Annotated in this window: 27 protein-coding genes and 1 pseudogene; 9 read left to right on the forward strand and 19 right to left on the reverse strand. The window is 38.9% G+C overall.

Annotated elements, in window-relative coordinates:
• Nucleotides 1–47: 47 nt before the first annotated feature.
• From ACRQ5D_RS31250 to ACRQ5D_RS31285, 8 genes are all read right to left on the reverse strand, one after another.
• Nucleotides 48–1,853, reverse strand: a complete 1,806-nt coding sequence (locus tag ACRQ5D_RS31250; RefSeq protein ID WP_432327708.1) for a hypothetical protein — start codon at nt 1,851–1,853, stop codon at nt 48–50.
• A complete protein-coding gene (locus tag ACRQ5D_RS31255; protein ID WP_432327709.1) occupies nt 1,838–2,314 on the reverse strand; it encodes a hypothetical protein in 477 nt (158 codons plus the stop codon). Before ACRQ5D_RS31255 ends, ACRQ5D_RS31250 begins: the two co-directional genes overlap by 16 nt.
• Complete coding sequence (locus ACRQ5D_RS31260; protein WP_432327711.1) at nt 2,271–3,746, reverse strand: NACHT domain-containing protein; 1,476 nt, start codon at nt 3,744–3,746, stop codon at nt 2,271–2,273. The genes ACRQ5D_RS31255 and ACRQ5D_RS31260 overlap by 44 nt, the downstream gene beginning before the upstream one ends.
• Complete coding sequence (locus ACRQ5D_RS31265; protein ID WP_432327713.1) at nt 3,728–4,000, reverse strand: hypothetical protein; 273 nt, start codon at nt 3,998–4,000, stop codon at nt 3,728–3,730. The genes ACRQ5D_RS31260 and ACRQ5D_RS31265 overlap by 19 nt, the downstream gene beginning before the upstream one ends.
• Nucleotides 4,001–4,279: 279 nt before the next feature.
• A complete protein-coding gene (locus tag ACRQ5D_RS31270) occupies nt 4,280–4,939 on the reverse strand; it encodes an RteC domain-containing protein (protein ID WP_432329922.1) in 660 nt (219 codons plus the stop codon).
• Nucleotides 4,918–5,109, reverse strand: a complete 192-nt coding sequence (locus ACRQ5D_RS31275; RefSeq protein ID WP_432327715.1) for a hypothetical protein — start codon at nt 5,107–5,109, stop codon at nt 4,918–4,920. The genes ACRQ5D_RS31270 and ACRQ5D_RS31275 overlap by 22 nt, the downstream gene beginning before the upstream one ends.
• 99 nt (nt 5,110–5,208) lie before the next feature.
• Nucleotides 5,209–6,594 carry a cysteine peptidase family C39 domain-containing protein gene (locus ACRQ5D_RS31280; protein ID WP_091207560.1) on the reverse strand — a complete coding sequence of 462 codons (1,386 nt, stop codon included), beginning with the start codon at nt 6,592–6,594 and terminating at the stop codon, nt 5,209–5,211.
• Nucleotides 6,595–6,607: 13 nt separating this feature from the next.
• Nucleotides 6,608–7,183 (reverse strand): hypothetical protein, encoded by a 576-nt coding sequence (locus ACRQ5D_RS31285; protein WP_143065070.1) that lies wholly within the window; start codon nt 7,181–7,183, stop codon nt 6,608–6,610.
• Nucleotides 7,184–7,378: 195 nt separating this feature from the next.
• On the opposite strand from ACRQ5D_RS31285, the gene ACRQ5D_RS31290 reads away from it, so the two are divergent.
• Entirely contained in the window at nt 7,379–7,972 is a 594-nt protein-coding gene (locus ACRQ5D_RS31290; protein ID WP_091207567.1) for a rhomboid family intramembrane serine protease, read from the forward strand.
• A 107-nt stretch (nt 7,973–8,079) separates the two neighbouring features.
• On the opposite strand, the gene ACRQ5D_RS31295 is transcribed toward ACRQ5D_RS31290, so the two are convergent.
• Entirely contained in the window at nt 8,080–8,256 is a 177-nt protein-coding gene (locus ACRQ5D_RS31295; protein ID WP_167667793.1) for a hypothetical protein, read from the reverse strand.
• A 122-nt stretch (nt 8,257–8,378) separates the two neighbouring features.
• On the opposite strand from ACRQ5D_RS31295, the gene ACRQ5D_RS31300 reads away from it, so the two are divergent.
• The 5 genes from ACRQ5D_RS31300 (at nt 8,379) to ACRQ5D_RS31320 (ending at nt 11,305) form a co-directional block, all read left to right on the forward strand.
• A complete protein-coding gene (locus tag ACRQ5D_RS31300; protein WP_091207570.1) occupies nt 8,379–8,765 on the forward strand; it encodes a helix-turn-helix domain-containing protein in 387 nt (128 codons plus the stop codon).
• Between the two features lie 84 nt (nt 8,766–8,849).
• The gene (locus ACRQ5D_RS31305) at nt 8,850–9,056 is read left to right on the forward strand and encodes a DeoR family transcriptional regulator (RefSeq protein ID WP_091207572.1); all 207 of its coding nucleotides are present in this window, start codon (nt 8,850–8,852) and stop codon (nt 9,054–9,056) included.
• Nucleotides 9,057–9,109: 53 nt separating this feature from the next.
• Nucleotides 9,110–10,492 (forward strand): serine/threonine protein kinase, encoded by a 1,383-nt coding sequence (locus tag ACRQ5D_RS31310; RefSeq protein ID WP_091207574.1) that lies wholly within the window; start codon nt 9,110–9,112, stop codon nt 10,490–10,492.
• On the forward strand, nt 10,467–10,919 hold the full coding sequence (locus tag ACRQ5D_RS31315; RefSeq protein ID WP_091207577.1) for a MauE/DoxX family redox-associated membrane protein: 453 nt from the start codon (nt 10,467–10,469) through the stop codon (nt 10,917–10,919). Before ACRQ5D_RS31310 ends, ACRQ5D_RS31315 begins: the two co-directional genes overlap by 26 nt.
• An 83-nt stretch (nt 10,920–11,002) precedes the next feature.
• A complete protein-coding gene (locus tag ACRQ5D_RS31320; RefSeq protein WP_091207578.1) occupies nt 11,003–11,305 on the forward strand; it encodes a hypothetical protein in 303 nt (100 codons plus the stop codon).
• 41 nt (nt 11,306–11,346) lie between these two features.
• Here the strand turns inward: ACRQ5D_RS31320 and ACRQ5D_RS31325 are convergent, their stop codons facing one another.
• The 8 genes and pseudogenes from ACRQ5D_RS31325 to ACRQ5D_RS31360 form a co-directional block, all read right to left on the reverse strand.
• Nucleotides 11,347–12,897: a TlpA family protein disulfide reductase gene (locus tag ACRQ5D_RS31325; RefSeq protein ID WP_091207584.1), complete on the reverse strand. Its 1,551-nt coding sequence runs from the start codon at nt 12,895–12,897 to the stop codon at nt 11,347–11,349.
• A gap of 172 nt (nt 12,898–13,069) precedes the next feature.
• Nucleotides 13,070–14,305 (reverse strand): RagB/SusD family nutrient uptake outer membrane protein, encoded by a 1,236-nt coding sequence (locus tag ACRQ5D_RS31330; RefSeq protein ID WP_432327719.1) that lies wholly within the window; start codon nt 14,303–14,305, stop codon nt 13,070–13,072.
• 151 nt (nt 14,306–14,456) lie between these two features.
• Complete coding sequence (locus ACRQ5D_RS31335) at nt 14,457–18,029, reverse strand: SusC/RagA family TonB-linked outer membrane protein (protein WP_432327721.1); 3,573 nt, start codon at nt 18,027–18,029, stop codon at nt 14,457–14,459.
• 75 nt (nt 18,030–18,104) lie between these two features.
• Nucleotides 18,105–18,383, reverse strand: a complete 279-nt coding sequence (locus ACRQ5D_RS31340) for a DUF4974 domain-containing protein (protein ID WP_432329924.1) — start codon at nt 18,381–18,383, stop codon at nt 18,105–18,107.
• Nucleotides 18,367–18,612: pseudogene (locus tag ACRQ5D_RS31345) on the reverse strand (FecR family protein); the annotation flags it as partial. The pseudogene ACRQ5D_RS31345 and the gene ACRQ5D_RS31340, both read right to left, overlap by 17 nt.
• A gap of 49 nt (nt 18,613–18,661) precedes the next feature.
• Entirely contained in the window at nt 18,662–19,153 is a 492-nt protein-coding gene (locus ACRQ5D_RS31350; RefSeq protein WP_432327723.1) for a hypothetical protein, read from the reverse strand.
• A 56-nt stretch (nt 19,154–19,209) separates the two neighbouring features.
• A complete protein-coding gene (locus ACRQ5D_RS31355) occupies nt 19,210–19,809 on the reverse strand; it encodes an RNA polymerase sigma factor (RefSeq protein WP_091207595.1) in 600 nt (199 codons plus the stop codon).
• Between the two features lie 54 nt (nt 19,810–19,863).
• Nucleotides 19,864–20,145: a hypothetical protein gene (locus ACRQ5D_RS31360; protein ID WP_091207597.1), complete on the reverse strand. Its 282-nt coding sequence runs from the start codon at nt 20,143–20,145 to the stop codon at nt 19,864–19,866.
• Nucleotides 20,146–20,452: 307 nt separating this feature from the next.
• Between ACRQ5D_RS31360 and ACRQ5D_RS31365 the strand changes: the two genes are divergently transcribed.
• From ACRQ5D_RS31365 to ACRQ5D_RS31375, 3 genes are all read left to right on the forward strand, one after another.
• A complete protein-coding gene (locus ACRQ5D_RS31365) occupies nt 20,453–20,683 on the forward strand; it encodes a helix-turn-helix domain-containing protein (protein WP_091207600.1) in 231 nt (76 codons plus the stop codon).
• A 300-nt stretch (nt 20,684–20,983) separates the two neighbouring features.
• Nucleotides 20,984–21,208, forward strand: a complete 225-nt coding sequence (locus tag ACRQ5D_RS31370; protein ID WP_091207602.1) for a helix-turn-helix domain-containing protein — start codon at nt 20,984–20,986, stop codon at nt 21,206–21,208.
• 212 nt (nt 21,209–21,420) lie between these two features.
• A complete protein-coding gene (locus ACRQ5D_RS31375; protein WP_143065071.1) occupies nt 21,421–22,590 on the forward strand; it encodes a hypothetical protein in 1,170 nt (389 codons plus the stop codon).
• A gap of 98 nt (nt 22,591–22,688) precedes the next feature.
• On the opposite strand, the gene ACRQ5D_RS31380 is transcribed toward ACRQ5D_RS31375, so the two are convergent.
• Together ACRQ5D_RS31380 and ACRQ5D_RS31385 are read right to left on the reverse strand one after the other, a co-directional pair.
• Complete coding sequence (locus ACRQ5D_RS31380) at nt 22,689–22,949, reverse strand: DUF4209 domain-containing protein (protein ID WP_432329925.1); 261 nt, start codon at nt 22,947–22,949, stop codon at nt 22,689–22,691.
• Nucleotides 22,940–24,316 carry a hypothetical protein gene (locus tag ACRQ5D_RS31385; RefSeq protein WP_432327726.1) on the reverse strand — a complete coding sequence of 459 codons (1,377 nt, stop codon included), beginning with the start codon at nt 24,314–24,316 and terminating at the stop codon, nt 22,940–22,942. The genes ACRQ5D_RS31380 and ACRQ5D_RS31385 overlap by 10 nt, the downstream gene beginning before the upstream one ends.
• Nucleotides 24,317–24,519 lie beyond the last annotated feature (203 nt).

Consider the following 24,519-nt stretch of genomic DNA (forward strand, 5'->3'; position numbering starts at 1 on the left):
CGGAGCACGTTTAGCAATTACATTTCCGACGGCGGCCGTAACCGCGTTTAAGTTTTTTCCGATTGAAGGCCCATATTAAATAAAGCTTCCAGCACTTTACCGTCATATCTTCTAAACACATCATTCATGTTTTCGGGCCGCAGGCTTTGTTCTAACAAAGCGGTTAACCGTGGCAGGAAGTTCAATGTTTTCAGACCTGTTAGATAGCTAAGCCATAGGTCGTCGCGATAAGCGACATCCGGATTATTAAAACCGTGATCCGCATAATAGTTAAAACCTTCCTCATCAGCCAAAGCGGTCAGTCGTTTGGCGGCGGCGATTTTATATTCCTTACTGGTGTCCGAATGTAAAATCTCTAACAGGTAAGCGTGTATTTTCTCCTTCAATCCGTTAAATAGCAGATCTACCAATTCCCATCGGAAGTCCTGGGGAGAAAGTTGTTGCAACACTTCAAAAAGGCCCCCGTGATCGTTGGTGGACTCAAGGTATAATTTAGCAATATTTTCCTTGACAGAAGTAACTTCATTGATCCGTACCAAATCAGATTTTATTGCATCGAAAGATTCTTTCAAACCTTTTTTAATAGCATACTCAGCGTTTAGCGACCATACATGCTCTACTTTGAGTCCTGACTTCAGGTTTTCAATGATACGGGCATTAAAGGCCTCTTCACCTACCTGTTCTACCATGGGCGTATACCAACTCTCAATATCACCTTGAATAAAATCGTAAAACAAAGTAAAATCAAGCAGTTTGTCATCCGGTAATTTTATGTGCTGATTTTTAACAAAATACCAGATCATCAAGGACAAGCCATTAAACCGGCCATGTTCATCGATGCTCCTTTTAATATCAAGTCTGGCTGCGGTACGGTTGGCCCAATCCTCCAAATACGCAATTTGTTCGTCTGTTGCTTTTAATCCCGAATTTTTAAGGAGGTTATAGATGCTGTCGATTCGTTCTATTTCAAATGAAATTCCACTATTCATGAAGGCGTCAGCGTCAGCCTTTGTTATATATCCTGTATCCCGGCTAAGTTCACCAATAATGGTTGTGACTGATCGCGGAAAATATTCGTCAAGATGATATTCTTTGCTGTTGGCAAATTCCCAAATATCTGACCAGGATGCAGCATCCTTACCTAAAGCTTTCCAAAAGCGGTCGGCTTCCGCCTTAAAAGCCGGTTCGTCAAACAACAAATCGAAACTATCCTGTTCATACTGCCGGCGTTTATCCTGACGCGCCAATAGCTGGGCATCATCAAAAGTTATATTTAATCGTTGTTCCAGTTGCTCTTTAAGTTCTTTTGCTCCGGGAGCATAATTGGTATTTCTGGTATGGTGGTAGGCCTCCTCCGCAAACCTAACGATATCTTCAGGTTTAACCCGGCCAGACTCAATTTCGTTGATAATGAAATCAATCGTTTCTGCGTTAAGGGCTAAAGACAATAATTGGTTTTTTTGAATTTGGTGTAAACCTTGTAAATGAAAGACAGTATCGTAGGCTTTTGTCAGGGTACCAGTTTTTTCAAAAAATTCTCTGCAAAGTTGAAGTATATCGCGGTCGCTTGTTTTGCCATAATTAATAAATATGTTCAATATCCTATCGTAAAACTGATTTGCTTCCGGGTAAAGCGTAATAGCCTGTTTTATTAAACTTTCCATTACGTCCTTTTTTTCGCCATAGAAGCGATAACGCTGGTCATAAGGCTCTTCAAAAAAACTTAAAGCCGTGTCAATTGCTCTCGGCTCTCTAATTGCCTCAAATGCTCTTTTCAATTGTGCAGTCTCATCCCATAAACTGCTTTTGTGTGCCTGATGATCGCGTTTACCCATCATCATGATGCCTTCCAAAAAACGTCAATATATCGGTCAACGTTTCCTGTTTTGGTGATTATGGTGTAAAGTGCTGCACGGTAATAATCTTCCTCACGTGTTCTGTGTTTTGCGACAAAATTGTCAACTGTTTCTGAATCTGCCAGCTCACATCGTGCAAGTATATGGACAGCAGAATATACTACATCAGGCTTATCCTGATGCTGATCGATAAAATTCAAAATAAGTTTCCTTACATCCTGTTTTTCTTCTTCACTATTAAGGGTAAAGTACTCCAGAAGTCGAAGTGCCGTGATTTTATTAGATATGCTATTACCAATTCGGCCGATTGCTTCTTTCACAATGGCCATTGATTCAGGGGTATCCGCGAAGTGACCTAATTCTGCTTCAGTAAATTTATTAGACCTGATGATTAAGCCATTTTCCTGAAATTCCTTAAAAATTGCCGAAAAAATTCGGTTGCGGGTTCTCGTCGTCAATACGATCAGGTTCAAACCTAATTAGTGTATCAGGTTCATTTGCTATGAGCCAATCCAATAACGGCTGACGTTGATCATCTGATGAAATACTAATCAAAAATGACATCGTATTCAACCAGCTTGGTTTGATCAGTTTAAAATCAGGTGCAAAAGCGACAAACGATTTTACAGAATTAACAGGCAGCGTGCTCAAGGCACGGGCGGCATAATACTCCTGAATATTATTATGCTCAAATGACCAATTGCCTCTAAAAATGGCCACAATTGAGCACTTGGTAATGATTATACGATCAGCTTCAGCGGCAACAACCCGTTCAAACTCGTCATTGGTCAAGTAATTCCTGCCCATATATTCCATTGTTAATGCAAGGCGCGTTAACAATTGTTCACAACGTATTAAATCTGCCTCTGATAAATTCTCCTTTACAGCAGCGGCCTCCAATCGAAGTTTGATCGCTTCCGCAAATACTTTAGCCCGGCCACCGCGCAGGTTGCCTTGCTTTTGGTATACTGACGAAAGAATATTCAGGAAAAAAGGTTTGGTTACAATCTCCTTATACTCACAATCTATTACCTCATTATAAAATGCTTCACCATCAATGCCATATTCATTCATTGTCTGAACGATAGCAAACGGCGTGATTTCATTTATACGGGTTATGGTAAAGTCTTCTAAGTAGCCCTTATTTGCTCCGATGGAAAGTTCGAAAAAATTTGTCCGGCAGGATATGACAATTTTGCATAATGGATAGGCTTCACTGAAATTCTTTATCTCTTCCAGCGCATCATTAAAATATTCTGTTTCCACCTCGTCGAGGCCATCCAATATTATAAGCGCAGTATTCTCCGGAACATGCTGAAATTCTTCAGGAAGCAAATCAGCTATTGGCCCTCCCTTATAAGTCTTCAGTTTGCTAAATACTGGAATATAAAGTGATCCTGGGGCCTTGTAAAAATCGACGAGTTTTGCAAGTTCAGTTGACTTACCTGAACCGGCGTCACCTAATAAAACAAGATGGTTTCGGTCAGTTAATAATTGCGTCAGCTCTTTTTTATAATCATCACTGAAGAACATTCGGCTGATTTCGTCACCTTCCTCCAATGTCACCGTCCTTGGAATAGGGTGGTCAATTTTAACGACGGTGATTTCATCAGTAAGCGTTACCAATGCTGTTGCCACGCCTTCTGGAGTAACCACAAACTTAGCTTCGGCTTCAGCTTTGAAGGTACTTACAATTACGACTTTATGCCTGCGAATAGTCTCTTCAATTATCGGTATCAGATCTTCGTTAAGCTTATCACTTAAATTTGTCGGAGTCGTAAAGTGGTTTACCCAGCCATCTTTATATAATTCATGTTTAAATTTAACCACTTTATCATACTCTTCCTTCTGCTTGGGGTCAGTGGGCTCTTCTACATTTTTAAAAAACACATACAAGCCCAGGTCGGGATTTTCTTTTTTGCTTTTACAGCTACCCTAAATTCTTCCTCTGTTCCTGAACCATATACGGTACCATCTTCAGCAGTTGTCGGCGTTCCAAAACGCGTCGCCAGTATACCGATATAATGGTCATAACCATCAAATTCATTATTGATGATCGTCTGTCCGCGAACACCATCATATTGATGTGTAATACTTTTCCAGTACAGTGGCTTAAGATGGGCGGGAATGCCCTTTTTAGTCAATGAAATTTCGGTGCTTGCAAAAAACTCAATTAACCGGTTTTTTCTGCTTCTACATCACCTGGGCAAGATATAAATATTTGAATTTCGAGTATTGCTTTAGGCATAATGATAAGGGCGTTTATGCAAATATCATTAAACTGAATAATTAATAAAGTATCTCTAAATAATAAGTTGAAGAATTCGCTAAATAAATTATAGTGGAGTCAATCCATACAGAATTTAATGAGTGCAATGGATTATAAAAAAGGGTTGCCTTGCTACCGGCAACCCTTTAGCAATTCAGCTATTATGTTCATCGGCTTTGCCCAGTATGGCAGCGCGCATTTGATCAATGAACTTAGTAATGCTCAATCTTTTCCTCCTGGATATTTCCGTGAATTTCCGTTGCGCAATGCCTATTGAAATTTTGAGGTTTGCTTCAATCCATCGGACTATCTGGTTTAGGCTGGCGTTGCCGTCATTTACCTGGCCAGTCAGCCAAATACCGTAGGCCAGTTCAACTGCATTTATTACATCGCCAGTCCACCGCAATTCAAATTCACTTTCCGCGCGAATAACTGGTGAGTTGTTCATTAGTGCGGCAATGCGGTAAATAATTACCTGGTTTACCTGTTCAAAAGCGATAAACTTGGCGAACAGATCACTCATTGGTGTGGTATCGGTGTGTTCAGGATCTGTTATTTCGGGGAGTGGTATTTGCGAATGGTCTGCGTTCCGGATAAAGTAAAGGTGGTCGAGTTCGCTGAAATGATTTCTGTAGTATTGATAATAAAAGGAGTTTAGCTTAAAGAGAGACTGAAAACCTTTTATCGCTTCCTCGAAGTAATTAATCAGCACATCACTTGTTCCTATTGGTTCGTTGACACTGATGTTATACTCGACAGAAACCTGCAGCTTATGAGCCAGTATTTTAGGCCTTATCTCCTTGAAGAAGATGATCTCCTCTTGCGGACTGGTAAACTCATTTTTTTCAAGTGTTCTTTCAGGTCTGCAATGGCCTTATTTACCAGGATGACGGAGGCATTGTAACGCTCCACTGGCGGATAATTTTGCAAGCTGAGGAGTTCCTCTCTCAGCTGGGCTTCGATGGTTTCAAACGTTAAATTCATATGATGATGTTCAAAGTAAGATGACATAAAAAGCTTGTGAAGGGCATGGCGTTGCCACCTCCGGTGTTTCACGGAGGTAATGAATCGAATAAAAAATAGTTAATTGCCGTAGACGGTATTGATTTGAATGGCAGCATCAGCACCTTCGGCTAAAACTGTCAAAGCATTCAATATCTTCGGCAATAATGAGGACATAATGTAACTGAGGATCACAACGATCATTAGGGTATCGTAGGATGTGCCTCCATTATTGAAAGTTTGATAACAGGTAAAGAAAATGATGGCCATATTGAGGGTTTGCAATATCTCCAGCCAAAGTGTTAATCGCGCCGTTTTCATGCCGTGGATTTCTGCATAACCCATGGTACGCCGGAAATTATCCAGTTGTTGGCCAGCGATCTCATCGCTCATTTGCTGATTTGAAATTTGCGTTCTCAGGCCGGAAACATCCTTTAATGAACTTTCTGCTTTCCTGGAGAAATCATTCAGCTTCGCCATTTCAAAAGAATATTTAGACGAAAACCTATAAATATAAATAAGCGAGATGATGAGGCATACCAAATCAATCATCCCGGCGTATGGCATCATATAAAAAATTGCCCCGAGCATGGCGAATATAAAGGTACCATCACAGCACAAACCAGCAATAAAGGCAGAAATAGCAGCCTGAACTCTTTGAATATCGGCAAGGGTGTTGGAGATATTATAGCTTTGACCTTTATATTGTTGCGGCTTAATAAAAAGGCGAGAGATGATAGCCTGCATCATTTTAGCATTCATGCCTATATTGATGCGAATAAGCAAAAATTGCTTCAGATAATTTGCCAGGGCGCGGGCGAAATAAATGATCACCAATAATACAATTAGACTAACCATGCGAGTGCCCTGCATCAAATTATTGTAGATCTGTCCCCGTTGTAATAGCCAGGTTAAACCTACACCAAAAGCAGCAGCGATCATTGAAAGCAATCCAAAAACAGGGATCAGAATTAGTGGAAAAGCACGAATACCCTGCAATAGCTTCCAGGGCGAAGGATAATTATCAGATTTAAAATTCGGTTCATTTTCAAAATAAAGAGCCGCTTTTGATATCCATATCCTGTTGATTTCGTCTAATGTTAAGTAGGTCACCTGTTGGGCGGGATCAGCAATCAGAAAATAAAGCTTACCCTTAATTTTCCGGCAACTGAAACAAACTATAAAATGATCAAGGCCATACTCATTCCTGGTGTGTAGTATTAGCGGTTTATTGACAGATATGAGGGTATCCATATCCATTTCTACAGCCCTTGCCGGAAAGGATGCCTGCACACATATTTTTTTCATTTGTGCCAGTGAAAGCGCTTCATTCGGCCCTGGTAAATCGCAATCAATTAGGGGGACTTGATTGTAGCAAGTAAAAATCATTTTGAGGCAGGCTAAGCCACAATTCTGATCTGTGGTTTGCCTTACAAAGATTCTTTTAATTAAAGCGATTGGGGTCATAAGTTGTTTCTTATTAGGCCTGCGATGGGAAAAATACCATTGTAGTAAACACTACGCAGGCCATCCAGACGACCAGCGCCGGGACATATCCCTTCAGGACGATTAGTAATGAATTATCAAAATTGAGTCTGGTAATTTTTGTCATTCCCATGGCCAGAATGAACCAATAGGCGATTTCAAATACATTTAAGGTTTGCAGCGGATAGTACCAAGCGACGGGAGCATCAGGAAATAATGAAAGTGCGGATAACAGATAAGTGTTGTGCCAGTCGCTCAACGAACCATCAGGTATAAAATAATGGAACCATAACAGTTTTCCCAATGCCGACAATACAAAAGTAAATTCAGCAATAATCACCACGCAGAGTATACTTGAGAAGCGGATTGGCTGTCTGGCAATATATAAAGTCGTGTAAAGCACCAGGGAGATCAGGCTTAGTTTTATTCCGAGATAGATGATCTCAAAAAAGTAAAGCCATTTTTGCGCATTAACATAGGTGGTTAAGGCATTGTCATCATAACCCAGGAGATCGCCGCTTCTTTTATAAAAATCCGGTGTGAGGATCAGGCGGTTAGTCAAAGCAATCAAAGCGAATGAGGTTGATAAAAGTGCGATGAATGCTATTAAAATCGTTTTACCTTTGCAATGCACGTTATAACATTTTTTGGTAAAATTCTGATTACAGCGGGAAATGTCCTATTTGTATGAATTATAAGTTATAAATTAAACTTATGGTTTAAATAAATCATTATTATAATATTAGTCGTACCTTATCTACTACCTATGCCGATAACAATAGCCATCATGACCCTCATCATGGTAACGAGCGTTATTGGGTTTATTAACCCGATAGTCAAGTTCAACCTCATGCTTCACCCTTTTAGTATTTTTCACCACAAGCAAGTTTACCGGCTAATTACAGCCGACTTCGTACATAATGACCCTATACATCTGATTATCAATGAAACGGTTATCTTCTTTGCCTGTGGTACTTTGGAAACCTATTTACACGGCCATTATGCCCGAGGGAGCTTTCTTTTTCTATCGATTTACCTCATCAGTATGTTAGGAGGAGCCGTAATTATAGCTATTCGATATCATAAGGATTTCGATTATTCCAGTTCCGGTGCATCAGGCAGCGCCATTGGGAGTATGTTTGGATATATGATCCTTCAGCCCCATGTTGCCGCTTTTTACTTACCGATGTTCGGAAGTATTCAAAATATTTATGGTGCATTTTTGTTCGTCGCCGGGTTTATTATTTACCAGTTCAGGACAAAGAATCCGATGGTTAACAATGAGCTACATTTTTATTCGGCCATCACGGGTGCAATTTTCACCCTGCTATTATTTCATGACCAGTTAGTTCACTGGTAGATTATATGATCTTAAAAGGCCTGCTAAATTATCCTAAAAATAAAGCCGGCCAAAAGTATATTCTGGCCGGCGATCAGGCAGGGTATTAAATACTTACCACTTGCTGGTTACCACAAACCAAGACACGAAGGCCCGGTAGCTGCTACCACTGCACCAACTACAGCACCAGCGCCACCAAATAAGCCACCTAAAGAAGCAGATACAACGATGTTGTATCCACAACTCATACCAGAGGCAGCGCCGCCCTTTAATTCATCAGCATGTTCATCTGTCAAGTCTTTCATACGTTGAAAATTTTAGTGATTCCCCCTATTAGGAACCGGGCTAAAATTGGACAGATGTGCGCCGGGAAGCTAAAAGCTTAACTTATGATTTATTACTTTTGCTTATAGGATAAAACAATATTATGGAACCAACCGGCTTTAATAAGGATAATACGCCCCATCATAAAGATAGTGTAGGAGAAAGAATCCGCATCCAAAGGGAAATCAAGAATTACTCGCAGACCTATATGTCGTTTATGCTGGAAATATCACAACCCGCCTATTCCAATATCGAACGCGGCACCTCAGTATTGACGGTTCCCAGGTTATATGAAATTGCCGAAATACTGGAAATCTCCATTTTCGTGTTAATGCCTCCTTCAAAGTATGGGTCAGGTATCAATTTGGGGCGTTATGTAAACACGCTCTTCAAACTACTTAAACCTAATAACAAGCGGTTAAAAGGAAAACATGAATCGGCATTAGCTAAGGGTATTGTTTACAGGGACATTTCAAAAAACCTGGACTAATAAATTAAAAACCTGAATTATTGCGCATTAGGCCATTGCGATTCATCTTTACGGTTCTAAACCGACTGTAAAAAGGGATTGGTTATGGATTACAGAACCTATGAAAAACGCCTGGAATATATTTTAGAACTTATCGAAAAAGGCCGTTTTGGATCAATTGAAAAAGTCGCCAAGCGATTTGATGTCAGTACACGTACTGTTAAGCGTATGCTTCAGAACCTCCGTGATAAGGGCCATGATATATTATATGATAAGAAAATAAAAAAATATTTCATCAAAAATACAGAGTGACAATCTCTGTCCCGCAGCCGGAATAGTTTTGAATTCATAAACGAATCGCTACTATGGAAAAGGCATTTACCGTACATCTCGTTTCTTATGTGCCGATATTAAAAAGCGCAGGTATTAAATTTAAGGAGGATGAGAAAACCCTGTTAGTTGGTAAACCGTTGGCTGACTCTGGTTATGTCATCCATATCAGTTCGAGAACTGTGGATGCCCCAACCTTTATACAAGCCATCCTACAGTTACTTAAGAAAAGCAAAGCCGCTTATCGGATTATAAAAGGTCAGCATGACCAATATCGGTTAAATGCCGGAGCCTACGGTGATGAAGAAGTCGGTAAAGTGATCACTATTTTTCCGAACAACCTCAATGAGGCCATAGGATTGGTAGAAGAGTTAAAAACTGTAACCGCATTTCATAAAGGACCTGAAGTTATACAAGCGCAACGCGTCGGTGAAGTAATTTATATTCAAAAAGTTGTACGCAATGACAACAAGGAACTTGTGTTGTCAGCACCCGATCTTAAAAAGTTCCCCTTTGAATACAAAAAACAATACCGAAAAAAGAAAAATCGCCTGGGCTTGATTGGCAAAGCCTATCTGCCGATACAGTTATTAAGAAGTGCAGCCAAAGGCAATATTTACAAAGCTATTAACCTAAAAGGACTAAAGTTTGACTGGTGCCTTATCAAGCAGGGTAATCCCGTTGCCCTGGACGATCATTTCGACCGAGATATGAAAGATCGGCTGGAATGGCAAAAAGAAGTTCATGCAAATTTAAAAGGCAAAGTTTATACGCCTGACGTAATTGACTATTTTACCTCAAACGATTACCATTACCTGGTATTCAATTACGCTGACGGTGATTCTCTCGGCAACGTTATCAGGTCTTTTTTAGCTGGCAAGCAGTGGACAGAACTTAATTATCCTACCCAAATCAAGATACTCGGTTATTTTCTTCAGGCAATTGAATTGATTAAAAGCATCCACGAAGCGGGTTTTGTTCACCGCGATGTAACTGACAGTAATTTTATACTATTGGATGATGGAAAGTTATGTGTGATCGACTTTGAGCTAAGTTACTCGCTTGAAAAAGGCGAACCTAACCCGCCTTTTCTACTCGGCACATTCGGGTATGTGGCACCTGAGCAAGTTCAGCATGCTGTTCCTGATCCTAAAGAGGACATTTACTCCCTCGGAGCCTTATTATGTTTTGTGTTGACCGGTTGCAAAACCTGGGACTTTATCACCACCAACCATCATCAGCTAAAATCAAAATTGGTTCGATTAACTGACGAAAAAGAACTCACGGAGCTCATCCTAAAATGCCTGAGCTATAACAGAACTGACAGGCCTTCAATTCAAACCGTACATGCTACTGTTCTAAACAGAATATCCAACATTAAAAACCTGAACCATGAAACGATCTCAATGGCTGTATGAAATTATCATTTATTTTCTGGCGCTAATGTTCCTTTATACAGCATTCAGCAAGTTAGTAGACATGCATCATTTTACCAAGGCGATCAGAAACCAACCATTTCCAAAAATAGTTGACCCTTCTCTTGTTGTCGGGGTTCCATTGGTGGAAATCATAACCGGAGTATCGCTACTACGCATTAAATCCAGGAAATTCGGTTTATATGCCTCCGCCATTCTTATGTTAAGTTTTACTATATACGTTAGCCTGGCGGTTTTTAACGTTTTTGAGAGAGTCCCCTGCGGCTGTGCAGGTGTGTTCCAACAAATGAGTTGGACTGCGCACCTGGTTTTCAATCTTTTCTTTTTACTACTCGCCATTCTCGGCATTTGGATTTATCATAAACATGAGCAAACCAACCAAGCCTCCTATAGTAAAGCGGCTTTATAAGATATTCACTGCGCAACGAATCAGGGCAAAGCTGAAAACCTGCGAAAAGAGTAGGCATTACAATTTATCTAAATTTCTAAGTTATGTTAAACAACAAAAAAAGCTTTTTACAAAAAGCAAGAATTGCGATGGTTGCTATCGTAACCATTATGAGTGTTGGTGGTGCTTACGCTATGAATGCGCCTAAACACCAGGCCGGTACTACCTGGGGTGTAGTTGCAACAACCGCCAACTCTTATCAGGTTACGGCGCTAACTGCTAACTCACATTGTAATTCTGGCAGCACTGTTTGCGAGATACAAACAGAATTGCAGCCGAACGCAAGCAAAATGATTCCTAAAAGCCCCACTCAGGTAACTGAAATCGAAGGTACGTTTGTGAGGTAAAAAAACCGGGATCGGTTGTTTAAATTGATCCCGGTTTTTCATTATTGATTAGCAGCCATATTAATTGCCGTAATTAAGGCAGATTTGTCCCTTAAGCTATCACCTGTTTTAAAAATCTTTTGATTTTTATCGATGATAAAGATCGAAGGAAAACTATGTATATCGTAATATCGGATAGTCTCATTTGACATACCTTGACCGTTAGTGTAAAGATTAACCACATTGGCTGAAGTGTACTTATTTGATCTTACACTTTTCTTCCACTGTATTTCATTCTTATCGATGGACACGGAGACAAAAATCACGTCAGATCGACCTTTAAATTCCTCCTCCACATTGGCTAAAGCATTATTGAAGTAATTTATACAGTTCGCGCATCCCGTGTACCAAAAATCCATAAATACGATTTTCCCTTTAAATTGATTGAGCGTTACATTTTTACCATTCATATCTTTCAAGGAGAAGTTGTACGCCACTTGACCGATTGAAATTTTCCATAATTTGTCAAGCTGTTCCTTCCCCTCTGCTGTTGTAATCAGCGGAGAAATACTTCGTAAATAAGCTTCTCTGTCCATCATAGAAGCTGAAAAATAATTTGCAGAGATTAACGCTATCCGTTCTTTAATCATTTTATCGGATATGCTTCTAAAATATTTTGCTGTACTGTCGGGTGTAGATTTGCCCGAGCATAAAAGGGATACAGTACGATATTTTTCTAATTCTGCAACCCAAAAATCGTAACTGTTATATAAGGATTTCCTTCGAAAAGATGACCATTTTACTGTATCGCACCTATCCAATTGTTCAGCAAATTTTAATCTTGATGCAACTGAGGCTTGCCGAAACTGTCTACTTACTGCATTGTTTATTATAGCCAACTCCGTTGATTTAACGGAATAGAATGCGTGCAACCTTAATTCTTCCAAGGCTTGATCATCAATTTGTTTGGAAAAATGAGAAAGTTTAGTGCTTAATTCATCTCTAATCGCATTAAACCCATTCCGCATATTGTAGGTCAAGTCAGCATTCAAATAATCGTTTGCTAAATCTTTACTTTGTTTAATTGAATCAATACCGGCCCGCAACTCATACTTTAATGCTCCTTTTCCCTTGAACCGAATCTGGTAATTATCTACTACAGCTGAGCCACTTCCGTATTTTGGTTTCCTGGCAATTTTTATGGTTATTGAGTCCCTCGATTGCGCATAATAATTCGACAATATTGCGAAGGTACGATTGCCTTTAATTTTTTTGCCGGTACCATTATTCAAGTCAACGATTGAGATGTATAGCCCGGCTTCTTTTTGTTTTTGAGTCAGATCTATATAAAATCTATAATGTCCTTTATAATCGGCATCAGCAACAATATCCTTAAACTCTGTTGTTCCGGCTAAGTTGAATATAGGCGTATTAGTCGAAATACTTAAGCGTAATTGATTGCCGTTTTCCGCCTCCGGATACTTCACAGATATTTCAACCAGTTGTCTTTTCTTAGCATTACAAATGTCAATAGAGAATGCCGACAATGGCAATAAAAGGACGGTTATAATGATTAACAGTGTAAGTCTGCATTTATTTGATATCCTTTTCATTTAGCGTGGGTTTTGTTGAAGCCCTTGAAGCAGAATTTCATCTACTGGTAAGGGTAATACATAGCGGTTATCGTTCGGTGCTAAAGTATAGGTGACACCTTTATAAGTTCGTTGTAATGTTTTTGCAAAACGGGGATCTTGATTTAACCGTCTTAGGTCTTCCCATCGGATATTACCTGTAAGAGGTAATTCTTTTCTGTCGTTCAGAAAGAATTTTGGAAAGTAATGCCTCGGGATCAGTATCTGTAAATGGTTTAAATGCAGCTGTAGTAATCCTTTTTTGAAGTAACAGGTTCAAATCAGCGAGTGCAGAAACAGTATTGGCAGTTCGTGCAGCCGATTCGGACCTGATCAGATAAATTTCATCGTTAGCGATACCGCAGAAGTTGTTTGCTCTCGCAGCGAAACCGGCTTTGGGTCTGTAAAAGCCTTTTCCATCAGTTGTAAAAAACAAGCCTCTTCGTAAGTCTGAATCGTCGTAGGTGTTATAAAAGTTAGGATCAATTTTACCTAAAGCATAACTTGCATTGACCGTCATCGAGGTGCCATAGCAATAAGCATAAAAGCCTATTTCCCCATTACCTTGAGCAAACGTTGGGAATGGTGCAGTTGACGTTTGGCTAAGCGTGTTGAAATCTAATAAATCACCATTGAGTTTCAGGGCAGCATCAGCGTAATTGAACGCGTTCAGATAATCGCCCATCGATAAATAAACTTTTGCCAATAATCCGTTGGCAACTGGTTTGGCTGGCCGTGTTTTATATAGCGGTGAGGTAGCCAACAATGATATAGCGAGTTTTAGATCACCGATCATTTGGTCGTAGCATTGCTGAACATTGCCACGAGATACTTTGACATTTACGTCTAATGTTAATCTAACAGGAATGCCCGCGTCAACTGTGGCTGTTGCTTTATTGTATGGTTTGCAGTAAAGTTGAGATAGCTGGTAAAATGCAAAAGACCTAAAAAACAGCGCCTGTCCTTTGATATTGTCTGCCTGTACCTGGTTGCCGTCGAGGTTTTTAAGTTTGGAGAGCCCATCCAATACTACGTTTGCATATTCGACAGATTGATATAAGTAATACCAATCATACGCTGTGGCTCCCTGATAAATATCTTTGGCCCATAAATATGTATTTCTTTCCAACTGAGGTTCCGCATCCAGGTTCACATCAGGCACATATAAGTTATCAGTACCCATCAGGCCAATTATAGAACCATAAGTATTAAATTGGGTAGCATTATCAAGTATAGCTTGGAAGTCTGCCATCGTTTTTGGGGTTACATCAGACTTTATGCTTTTTACATTTAACCAGTCATCTTGCTTTTTACAAGCATTTATAATAAGGGATAGTACGCATATACTGAAAAGTATCCGCTTATATTTTGAGGTATATAAGATTGTCATTTTAAAAAAGATTAAAAATTTGCATTGAATCCTATGGCCATAGTAAATGGTGTAGGAATTGAATTGAATCCTAAAGCAGAGATATCGGGATCTATGCCATATTTATTTGCACGCCAAATAATTCCAAGATTGCTTGCATAAGCGAACACCTCTATTTTTTAAATGGTAATGTTTTTAAGGTATTCTTATCTAATACATAGGCAAACCGAACATCCAGCAGTCGAATATTATCTGCTTTATCCACCAATACACTGCTGTATCTATAAAATGTATTTCTATTGTTATTTGACGGATATATTACTGATGGTACGTTTGTTAAGGCTTCGTCTCCGGGCTTTTTCCATCGTTGTTGATAATCAATATTTTGAGAACCGGTTGCCGAGATGATATCTGCAGCATTGATGCTTGTTGAAGGTCTTCGAAAGAAATAGCCAAATTCAAAACCGATGTTCGCAGATAAGGATAATGGACCGTATGAAAATTCATTTCTAATAGAGCCATATACAGTTGGGCGTAATGATCCATTGTATTTTAAACTATCGGAATTGAAGTTATTAATGATAGTTGTATAGTCTTTACTAATCTTACCATTTAAATAGCCTTGCGGATCGCCATTTGTCGGATCGAGTCCGGCCCACTTGTAGCTGTATAGTCCATAGATAGACCGGCCAACAACGGGCATGCCGGATACAGATTGAATAGAGGTATTGGTTAACGATTGGTCATAGCTGACTACCTTATCTTTTAAGGTGCTAAATAAGAGACTGGTAATCCACTGAAACTTGCCAGTAATATTTTTACTGTTTAGCGTAATATCAAACCCTTTTGTTGTTGTTGACGCCGCATTGCCGTTAAAAGCTAAAAAGCCACTTGAACTAAAAAGCGGAATTCTTTCTATCAGGTCTTTGCCATCTTTGATATAATATTCAATTGTTCCTGTAACGCGGTTATTGATTGTCCCAAAATCAATGCCCCAATTTATATTCTTCACTTTTTCCCATCGTAATTCAGGGTTCGGTGCTGTAAGGTTTAAGATCGCTGTTGCACCCGTAATTTGGCTTGCCCCGTACCTACCTGTAACATAAGCTGAGCCATTGTAAACATTGCCGTTAAAACCATAACTCGCTCTTAAACGCAAGCTTGGCAACCAATCTATTTTGTAGAACTTTTCTCTTGCGATATCATAAGTTGCACCTATTGACCACAAGGGCGTCACCCGGTCATTTGTTTTAACCCCGAAGATGTTTGAGCCATCTTTACGACCACTTGCGGTCAGCGTGTATTTACTATCATAGGTATATGCGAGGTTTGCAAAATAGGACAAATACCGATTTGTTGAGCCATAAATGTTCCCGCCAGGAGATGGTATAACACCGTAACCAGATGGATTGATCAGCACATAGTCGCTATAATTGAGATTTTGAACAGCTGTACCAAATTCGTCGTCGTAACCCAGTAAATTTCTATTATATCCAATATTTTGGAGCTGTTTTATCTCTGCACCGGCTAAACCAGTAATTTCATGTTTATTATCAAAAGTTTGATCATAGTTTAGTTGAGCACGCCCATTATTGGCTATTAATTGATTATTGGAGAGATTCAATATACCGCCAACGGGTACCTGATATGTTGGTGAAGCGCCGGGATTCAATTTTGTAAATTGATTGATCAAGGTACGTGCGGCATATGTATCCTTGTTTTGATAATTCCTTCCACCAACTTGTTGATTTTCATTTTGGTACTGGAGGTTGATATTCCAATGCTTCAAAAAGCGGTAGGTAGCAGCTATATTGAGTACCAGATCATTTACTGTCGTGGTGTTATCACCGAAGCCTAACTCATCAAGGGGTTTATAAAGCCAATTAAGCAAACCGCTGGACGTTGCTTTAGTTGCATAGCTTGCCCGATAATCTTTCGTAATGGCCAAGTGATTTCCATCGTTGTCGGCAAATTGAGCATAAGGATATATTCCCGCAATATTGCCTCCGACGGAGATTCCAGTACCATAATTTAGCGCATTGTTTAGAGCAGTGACATTTCTGCTATAATTTAGACCAGTCGTAATCGATAAATTTGTAATTGGGGTATAAACGTTCTGTGCATTTACCGTCAACCTGTTAAATCCATTTCTGATCAACGGGTTTTGATTATTTACATAGCCCAAAGACATTGTATATGCATTCTGCTCACTGCCTCCTCGCATTCCAATGGAATATTGCTGATTAACCGATTTTCGATAGATGTATTTTTCGTAATCCCTTCTAACATCCTGATTCATTAAAGAATTAATCCTTGCTGCTGCATCTGCTTGTGAAATGGTGCCGGCCTGGCTTGCGGCGAGTAAATCAACTACAGGAGAAACGGGAGTCCAATAAGAAACATCATTTATGGCGGTATTAAAATAGCCTTGCTTAAAAAGATCAGTTTCCAAGGCTATATAATCCGATGATGGCAGAAAATTCCTATCGTAGTATAAATTTGGTTTATTCTGAAATGTCAGTGTTCCATTCACCTCAACTGACATCTTCTGATTTTTACGGCCCTTTTTAGTAGTAATTACAATTACGCCATTACCTGATCTCGCGCCCCAAATGCTTGCTGCTGCGGCATCTTTAAGGATCGTTATATTTTCTACATCGTTGGGGTTGATATTACTTAAATTTCCTTCATAAGGAAAGTTATCTACTACGATGAGTGGATCTCTACTAACATTACCAGAGAGTGTACTAACTCCCCGAATATTAATGCCGAGAAACCTGGAGTCCGAACCTGTGGCGATATTGGTATTAGCTTCACCATTAAAACGCAGGCCACTTGCAATACCAGAGAGGCGGTTGAGAATATTATCGCCAGGGTTTCTATTTAATAATTTGTTATCAATTAGATCGTATGATCCGGATGATCTTTCTTTTGGGATATTTTGATAGCCAGTTGAAATAACCACCTCGTTAAGGGAGGTTTGATCAGGAATTAAAGTAATATTGAAAGGCCCTGTTTTCCGTTGATCAAAACTTATTTCTTGTGAAGCGTAGCCAATAAATACAATTCGAAAAGTTCCGGTGGTATCACTGGTACGAAAGTAAAATACACCTGACGGATCTGTTTGAGCGATTATCTTATTGTCGAGATAAATGGATGCCCCGTTCAGTGGGAGCTTTGTTTCTGCGCTTATTATAGTGCCATGAACAAGTTTTAAGTTCCGGCCATCTGTTGGCGAAGAATTTTGTGAAGACAGATCACGTTTTTCAGTATTTATAATTTTCGACTTAATCACAATTCGATTTCCAATTATGTCGAAGTCTAAATCAAGTGGAACAAGTAAGTCGGTAAGTACTTTTTTTAATGGTTGATTTGTTTCATGCAGGCTTAACTTCGCATTTAGGTTTCCACTTACATTACTATAAATAATACCCACTTTGGCTTTCTTTCCGATTATCGTTAAAACATCCTTGAGTGGTTTATCGGTTACATCAACCGAAATTAATTTACTGAGATCCTGACCAAAAGCTTTGTTAGTCTGAGTCAGAGGGATTAAAACGAATAGACATAGAGCAATAAGACATATTCGTTTAAAAGCTAATTGTAAAAAAGGTCTAATAGGCATTTTAAAGTTGCGTTTAAATAGTGTTTTGAAAATTGCATAGGGAACTTGATTTAGGGCTGCCGGAGGCCGCCTCACATAGGGATGGAAAGGCAATAGCTTTCCCATGAAGTAAATTTTCATTTCTTTTTAGTTTTTAAATTCTTGACTGGAAAAGTGGTACTGTGCTGGCTATTGCAGCTTATGGTTTCGTTTTATTTAAGGCTCTTTACAACCACCATTAATGACAAATCCCCCGTTCTCTTCAATGACATTTCCATTGATAGAAACGGAAATTTGCTTGAGAATGACGGATAATGGTTGTGATGTATCGAAGTCTCCGAAACACAGGCAACTTGAAGTATTGTCGCCAAGTTTGATCGACGCGTCATAATATCGTCGTAAATCTGTTATGACCTCTTGAATAGGTGTGCCATTATATGATAGTATACCTGATTTTCTATTTAAAACAGACTGGACTTTAGACGAGACTAACAGTTAGCTCTAAATCGCTTCGGTTAAAGAGGACTTTTTGCCCAGGTTTTAGGATAACATTTTTAGTAAGAGCAGATTGAGGTTGATTGGAACTTACCTTCACTATGCCGGTAACTACAGAAACTGAAAATATCTTGAGATTACTATAAGAGGTAATATCGAAGGAAGTGCCAACTACCTCCGTTTTCATGTTTCCGCTATGTATGATAAATGGATGTGCCTTATCTTTTGCAACCTGAAAAAAGCTTCGCCATCCAAACTAACCTCACGAAATTTACCTATTAACTGATCCCGGTATTTAAGTTTGCTGGATGGACAAAGCCATATCGTAGTTCCATCGTAAAGTTGTATTCTTTTTTCTCACCAATATTTGTCGCCAGCATTTTGAAATCTGCTCTGATCGTTTTATTTACTGTGAGTTCAGAGCGGTAAATGAGATAAATCGTAGCGCTGGCCATCAAAATAAATACTGCCGCCGCAGATAAAAAGATTTTAATAAACCTGGTACTGAAATCATTGTTCTTATTGCTCTTCCCGCTGACATCTTTAACCGAGGCCAAAAGCGACATTTTTACAGTTTCGATAGCTTTCTCATTTACAAATAGGCGGTCAGCCGCAGCCGAATCACCCTTTAATTCATCCGCTATGAAATTTCTTATTAATAATTCGTTCTCGGGCTTTTGAATTTCACTAAATAATAATGCTGCTTCAACTGCGGTGCATTGATCGTTTAAATATTTATCAAGGAGGGCTTTTAAATCCACTTTATTCAATGTCGTTTAATGCTATTATCCGAATTGAATTAATTCTCACTGCTGTGAATTAAAAATTATTTTAGATGGTTGAAAATTTTAGGGATTATTACCAGGAGAGCCAAATGTTGATTGGCAAGAAAATACTGCTTTATTGATTTGTTGGCTTTTACCAGGTGGTCGTTGATGGTATAAACGGAGATCCCGAGCAGTTCACTTACTTCTTTGTAGCTCTTTTCTTCTAAGCGACATAAGGTGAAAACAATCTTGCGTTGAGGGGGCAAGCTTTCTATCGCTTTATTGATGAGTATTTTGGTTTCGCTTTCGATTATTTTATCTTCTACTGGTAATACGTAGTCGATATTATTCTCTATTAACTGCTCAATAAGTCTTTGATCCTGAGCAATTTTTCTAAAATGTTTATATACTAAGTTTTCGGCGATTTTAAAAAGATAGGCTTTTATTGGTTTCTCGGGGTCGAGTGTATCGCGTTTTGTCCAGATTTTTAGGAAAACATCTTGAAGAATCTCCTGAACGATTTCTTCATCCTTAATGATGCGCAGAATTCTGCTGTAAAGATTGCGGCTATGTATATCGTAAAATTTTTCAAAGGCAATTTCGTCGCCATTTTTTATCGCGATGACTAAAACCTTTAATTCTTCATCGTTGAGTACCATAACTGCCTTGACTATCCACTCATATATAATTAGCGTCCAGGTTCGGATTGTGCTTTACGTGGGATTAGTTAACCCTTCCTTAGTTTCGGCTGCATTGTTAGCCTGGTGAACGTTGTACGCAGCAGCCACCAGGCCAATTAACTGATCTAAGAACAGGGCAAGCTTTTCGTCGGAGATTTCCGCTTTCTGGTTGCAATCTTTTAATGTCCAGCATTGAAAGATTTTCCAGGCGAACACCTTCATGGTTTCAGGAGTATTGACTACAAAAAAATTAGCCAATACATCTTTAAAAGGTGTTTCTAAGGAAGGACTGTTATCGAAATTTATTGCTCCCATACTAAACAGTTAATGTTTTGTCGAATGTAAATGCCATAGGGCGGACTCAACTTACCGAAACAAGGTACCCGCGAAGGACCCACCCACGATAAGCGAGCCCACACCTATGGCATATACCTATGGTATGGGCTATCACTTACGTCTCGCGGGTAGAAATTTCGCGGGTTTCTGTTCCGAGACAAAAGCAATTGCTTCAATTATTACGAGAAGAATTGCAAAACAAATATAATAATTTCAATTAAAAGTGGAGTTATACCTCCAATTTTAATTGAAATAAACTTCTGAACTTCCCATCATATTATTGGTGATGGATTTAGACATCGAAAACATAAAAAAAGAGTTTGCAAAAAACCTTGCTTCAGTCCGGAAAAAGAAGAAATTAACTCAGGACACTCTTGGCATCAAATGTGGTTTTGCAGACGGTTCCCAAATTTCTCAATGGGAACGAGGATTGTATGATTTGCAATTGTCACGAATAATACTTCTTGCTAAGGCTCTTGAAGTAGATCCGAAGGAATTACTCAATTTCACTATTTAGGTTTTAATCCAACCTAAATGAATAACCATATATATTAGCCCCCATAATAACAATAAAGCTATACCAAAATATAGCTGTCTACGATTTTTATTGCCAGTTTTTGTGGCAATTGTCGGCGGCAATTTTTTGTCGTCCTTAGTCCTCATTCCTTGCTAAATGAATGGCATTCAGTTGTTTTTAGAATACCGGGTTTAATCAATTGGTCTCTAAATATACCTACAAAATTATTAAAAGTGTTGTAATATATTACAACACTTTTAAGCAGTAAAAAGTCAATTTTCGCTTTTCTTAATTTTTTAAGTGGAGAGCGAAGCACATAAATTACTTCTTACAAGCTTTGGAAAGCATGTTGCTTCGCTGCGCAAAAAGAAAAAGTTGTCTTATCGCAAGGTTGCACAGCAGTGCGAATTGGAGTTTTCTACGATCAAAAAATATGAGAAGGGCGAGTTCAATATGACTTTTATCAGCTTGAGTGAGTTGGCTAAGGGACTTGGCATACCTCTTAAAGAATTAATGGATTTTTAATTGTGTCGTTGAAAACCGATAGTCGGTTGTGAATTAATTACATTTTCTTGGCTCTATTTTTCCTTATTTATTTTTCACTCTAACACTTTTCTCGTCTTCCTTAATTCGAAGCAGGTGCATGCGCGAAGATTTTAGGTAATGCTAAATCTTAAAATTTGCGTTATCTACATTAAGAATTCTACCGAACTTCGTAAACTATCATCGCACACCTCATGGATTTTGAATTAACATTACGATACCTATACGGAAAACCTCAATCTGATTTTGATGCTTTATTGATCCACCTCGAAGACATGATTGATACGTTTGAAAGGAATGTGGAAGCAACAATGACGCTTTATGGCCAGTCATATCTAAGTGAGAAAGAAAAGATTAAAAATACTTTTAGAGTGCAATGGAAAGCAGCTAATGAAGTTTACAAGGAAGCATATGAAGAAATCTCGGGTGATGATAGCGAAAAGAACGCTTGGGCAGCGCACAAAGCCAATTTCGCCTATATTGAAGGAGAAGAGCAATCAGCTGAAGAATTTGTCGATAGAAATCATCGAGAAATGATCGACCATTATAACAAATCTGCCACTGCTATGCTGTATTCTATACTGGAGGGGCAGTTCAGGAGATTTGCGGAGTTATTGAGGCTGTTAGGGAATCATATTTTGACGGTAGAAGATCTGGTACAAAAGAACTACCTGGATGGAATCGTAAAGTATCTTGAAAAAGTGATCGGACTGAACGTAACGACTATTAAACCTTACATAGAAAAACTACAACCTTTAAGGCTTTTGAGAAATAAGATCATGCACAACAATGGCGAGTTTCCGGATATTGAAGGTACCGAATTGTCTAAATTCGTTAAAGACTCTAATCATATGCTTGACTGGGAGCAGGAATTTGACGAAGCTGCTTTATGGACAGAGACCGTTGATGAGGTTAAACGTTACTACGTTTTGCGTATCAAAAACATCGAGTTCTTACAGCCGTTTTACAAGCTGATTCGGGAATTTTTTAATGAATTATTTTGGCTGGCTGATGAACATCTCAATCATCAGCCGATTGCGGAGCGGTTAAAATATGCTGCTGGCTTTGTGGGTAGAGAAATACGGGTAGAAAGTACAACTATCATTGAAGTAGATAAAGGGAAAAAGATCAAAGCAACTGTCATTAATGATGGAGAGGATGAACCAAAATCGTTTGATTTCAGCATTACCGTAACCCGTTCATCAAAAAACAAATTTGAGGTAATTAACCAGGTGCCCAATGCAGATAGATTGGATCGTTTGGCGGCATATATTCAAAAGAATCCGCACATCATTTTAAAAAGCGTGTTACAAGGCTTCAATATTGGCAACCGAACTACAGCCGTAAATGTAAAATTTTGCTAATGATTAGTACGTCTTTGTATAACTGGCCAACCTTTCTTCCAGCGCAAGCGATAGCAAAGGTTTGACCAGTTGTAAAAACAATTGTCTCAATTCACTGATTATTCCTCTTTAAAATACCCTTCGGTTTGATAGACAAATTTTAAAGTCAACCACCACGCATAGATGGCATAATGCTCGATACGGCGTTCATCCATGAAGCCATGCATCAATTCATTTCTAAAATTAACATTGGAGCTATCAAGGAAAAAACTTTGTAACTCCACTATAACCTCCTCGCCAAATACGCCGGTTAACTTTTGCAGTACCCCGCCAAATGTGTTTTCAAACTCTTCGTCTTGGTTGTAGTTCGTTACCGATATTTTTTTAGCTCAGCCACATGCCGAAAGCTATTCTCAAGCTGAGGAACTAATAAGTGAGCCGACAATAAAAAATCGTTTTCAAAACCTGCAGCCAAACCACGTGCATAAATCCTAAGCCGGCTATTGGGTATAAAGGAACTTTTTATATCCACCAGATTCTGTAGCATAAATTCTTCCGGTGGGATACCAAAAATATCCATCTTATTTTTGATCATTTTCAAGAGGATAATCAATATTTCTCTGGCATTTAACCGTGCTTCATTCATTTTAGCAGCGTCGCCCTTAGTTGTACCGATTGGCTTGCCTTTAGTGGACAATCGGATATAAGTATCAAAAAATTGATCGAAAAATGTGGGTTCCGGCTTTGCGCCAGAAGGATTAAAAAGACTTTCTGTTAAAACAGGTATGCCTAACAACGTTCGCCAACCATCTTGAAAACTATTAATATTCATCTGGTTAACGGTTTCAAGAAGTTTGTCGTAATCAATTTCCGGGCTTATTTTAGCACCACCAACCGCTACCATTTTGATGTCATCCAATCGTGCAGCTTCCAATTTCGCGATTAAACGTTTTTTTACTTCCTGGCCTTCCTGAACATCGAAAACCAAATTCAGCGCAGCAGACAATTTATTTGAAAGTGTTGGATAATATGTATTGGGCTGACGTTCGGCAACAATCTGATCAGCTTCCTGCTCCAAAACAAGTGCAGCTTGAACATGGCGTTCTTGCTCATTAAACACGCCTATGCCCTGTAACCCATCTACACACCAAATTGCAGATTGATATTCCCTTTTTGACAAATATTCAGCTTTACGTTTCTCTAACAGATTTTTAAGCAGATTCTGGCTTTCTTCCTTGCCAAAAACAATTGTTAACTCAAAACAAATCCGGGAAAGCCAATAAGGAGAAGGTTTGCTCACAAGGATAGGTTTAAGGCGGTCAAAAATATCGGTTAACTGCCCACTAAATATTGCCTTTGCTTGTTTGATAACTGCCAGGTATCTAACCAAATACTCGAAATCTTCTTTGATCGAAAAAATATCATAATAGTAGCCAGCGACATTTTTGAGATGTTTGCCAATCAGTGTGCGATTAAGTACTATTTGTATATCCAGTACTCTGGCAAGTAATTCTTTATTATTAGTAATTGGTATGATGTCGATTTTAGTAAAGCGCTCTACCGTTTCGGGTTTATAATTTTCCCTGAGCATTTCTTCGCTAATCTGTCTGAGATCCATTTTCAGGATTAGCAGCAAATCGTCGATCAATTGCTTATCGAAATCACTTTTATTTTGAAGCTGCCAAATCGCAGCATGTAATTTACCTTTAAAAATGCCGTCAGGCACGGTTAACTGAACTTGTTCCATGGTGATTGAAATTATAGAACAAATTACGTAAATAGATGCGCAGTCTATCTGCGCAGTAAAATCAAAACAAACTCTAAGGTTGTTTTGACAATTCATCCCTTACCATAAAACGGTCGTTTACCACTCAAAGAGATGGCGTCAACTATGTATTATGTTAAGAAACTGATATGCTTAAAAAGCCTTAGTTTGAGGTATATCGTATT

This window comes from Mucilaginibacter sp. P25, assembly GCF_050859465.1.
In the GTDB taxonomy this organism is placed as follows: domain Bacteria; phylum Bacteroidota; class Bacteroidia; order Sphingobacteriales; family Sphingobacteriaceae; genus Mucilaginibacter; species Mucilaginibacter gossypii.

Excerpts from the sequence above, each read along its gene's own strand:
- ACRQ5D_RS31275 (WP_432327715.1), bottom strand. The coding sequence starts at position 5,109 with ATGAATTTAACGTTTGAAACCATCGAAGCCCAGCTGAGAGAGGAACTC.
- ACRQ5D_RS31280 (WP_091207560.1), bottom strand. The coding sequence starts at position 6,594 with ATGACCCCAATCGCTTTAATTAAAAGAATCTTTGTAAGGCAAACCACA.
- ACRQ5D_RS31290 (WP_091207567.1), top strand. The coding sequence starts at position 7,379 with ATGCCGATAACAATAGCCATCATGACCCTCATCATGGTAACGAGCGTT.
- ACRQ5D_RS31295 (WP_167667793.1), bottom strand. The coding sequence starts at position 8,256 with ATGAAAGACTTGACAGATGAACATGCTGATGAATTAAAGGGCGGCGCT.
- ACRQ5D_RS31300 (WP_091207570.1), top strand. The coding sequence starts at position 8,379 with ATGGAACCAACCGGCTTTAATAAGGATAATACGCCCCATCATAAAGAT.
- ACRQ5D_RS31305 (WP_091207572.1), top strand. The coding sequence starts at position 8,850 with ATGGATTACAGAACCTATGAAAAACGCCTGGAATATATTTTAGAACTT.
- ACRQ5D_RS31310 (WP_091207574.1), top strand. The coding sequence starts at position 9,110 with ATGGAAAAGGCATTTACCGTACATCTCGTTTCTTATGTGCCGATATTA.
- ACRQ5D_RS31315 (WP_091207577.1), top strand. The coding sequence starts at position 10,467 with ATGAAACGATCTCAATGGCTGTATGAAATTATCATTTATTTTCTGGCG.
- ACRQ5D_RS31320 (WP_091207578.1), top strand. The coding sequence starts at position 11,003 with ATGTTAAACAACAAAAAAAGCTTTTTACAAAAAGCAAGAATTGCGATG.
- ACRQ5D_RS31325 (WP_091207584.1), bottom strand. The coding sequence starts at position 12,897 with ATGAAAAGGATATCAAATAAATGCAGACTTACACTGTTAATCATTATA.
- ACRQ5D_RS31330 (WP_432327719.1), bottom strand. The coding sequence starts at position 14,305 with ATGACAATCTTATATACCTCAAAATATAAGCGGATACTTTTCAGTATA.
- ACRQ5D_RS31335 (WP_432327721.1), bottom strand. The coding sequence starts at position 18,029 with ATGAAAATTTACTTCATGGGAAAGCTATTGCCTTTCCATCCCTATGTG.
- ACRQ5D_RS31355 (WP_091207595.1), bottom strand. The coding sequence starts at position 19,809 with ATGGTACTCAACGATGAAGAATTAAAGGTTTTAGTCATCGCGATAAAA.
- ACRQ5D_RS31360 (WP_091207597.1), bottom strand. The coding sequence starts at position 20,145 with ATGGGAGCAATAAATTTCGATAACAGTCCTTCCTTAGAAACACCTTTT.
- ACRQ5D_RS31365 (WP_091207600.1), top strand. The coding sequence starts at position 20,453 with ATGGATTTAGACATCGAAAACATAAAAAAAGAGTTTGCAAAAAACCTT.
- ACRQ5D_RS31375 (WP_143065071.1), top strand. The coding sequence starts at position 21,421 with ATGGATTTTGAATTAACATTACGATACCTATACGGAAAACCTCAATCT.
- ACRQ5D_RS31385 (WP_432327726.1), bottom strand. The coding sequence starts at position 24,316 with ATGGAACAAGTTCAGTTAACCGTGCCTGACGGCATTTTTAAAGGTAAA.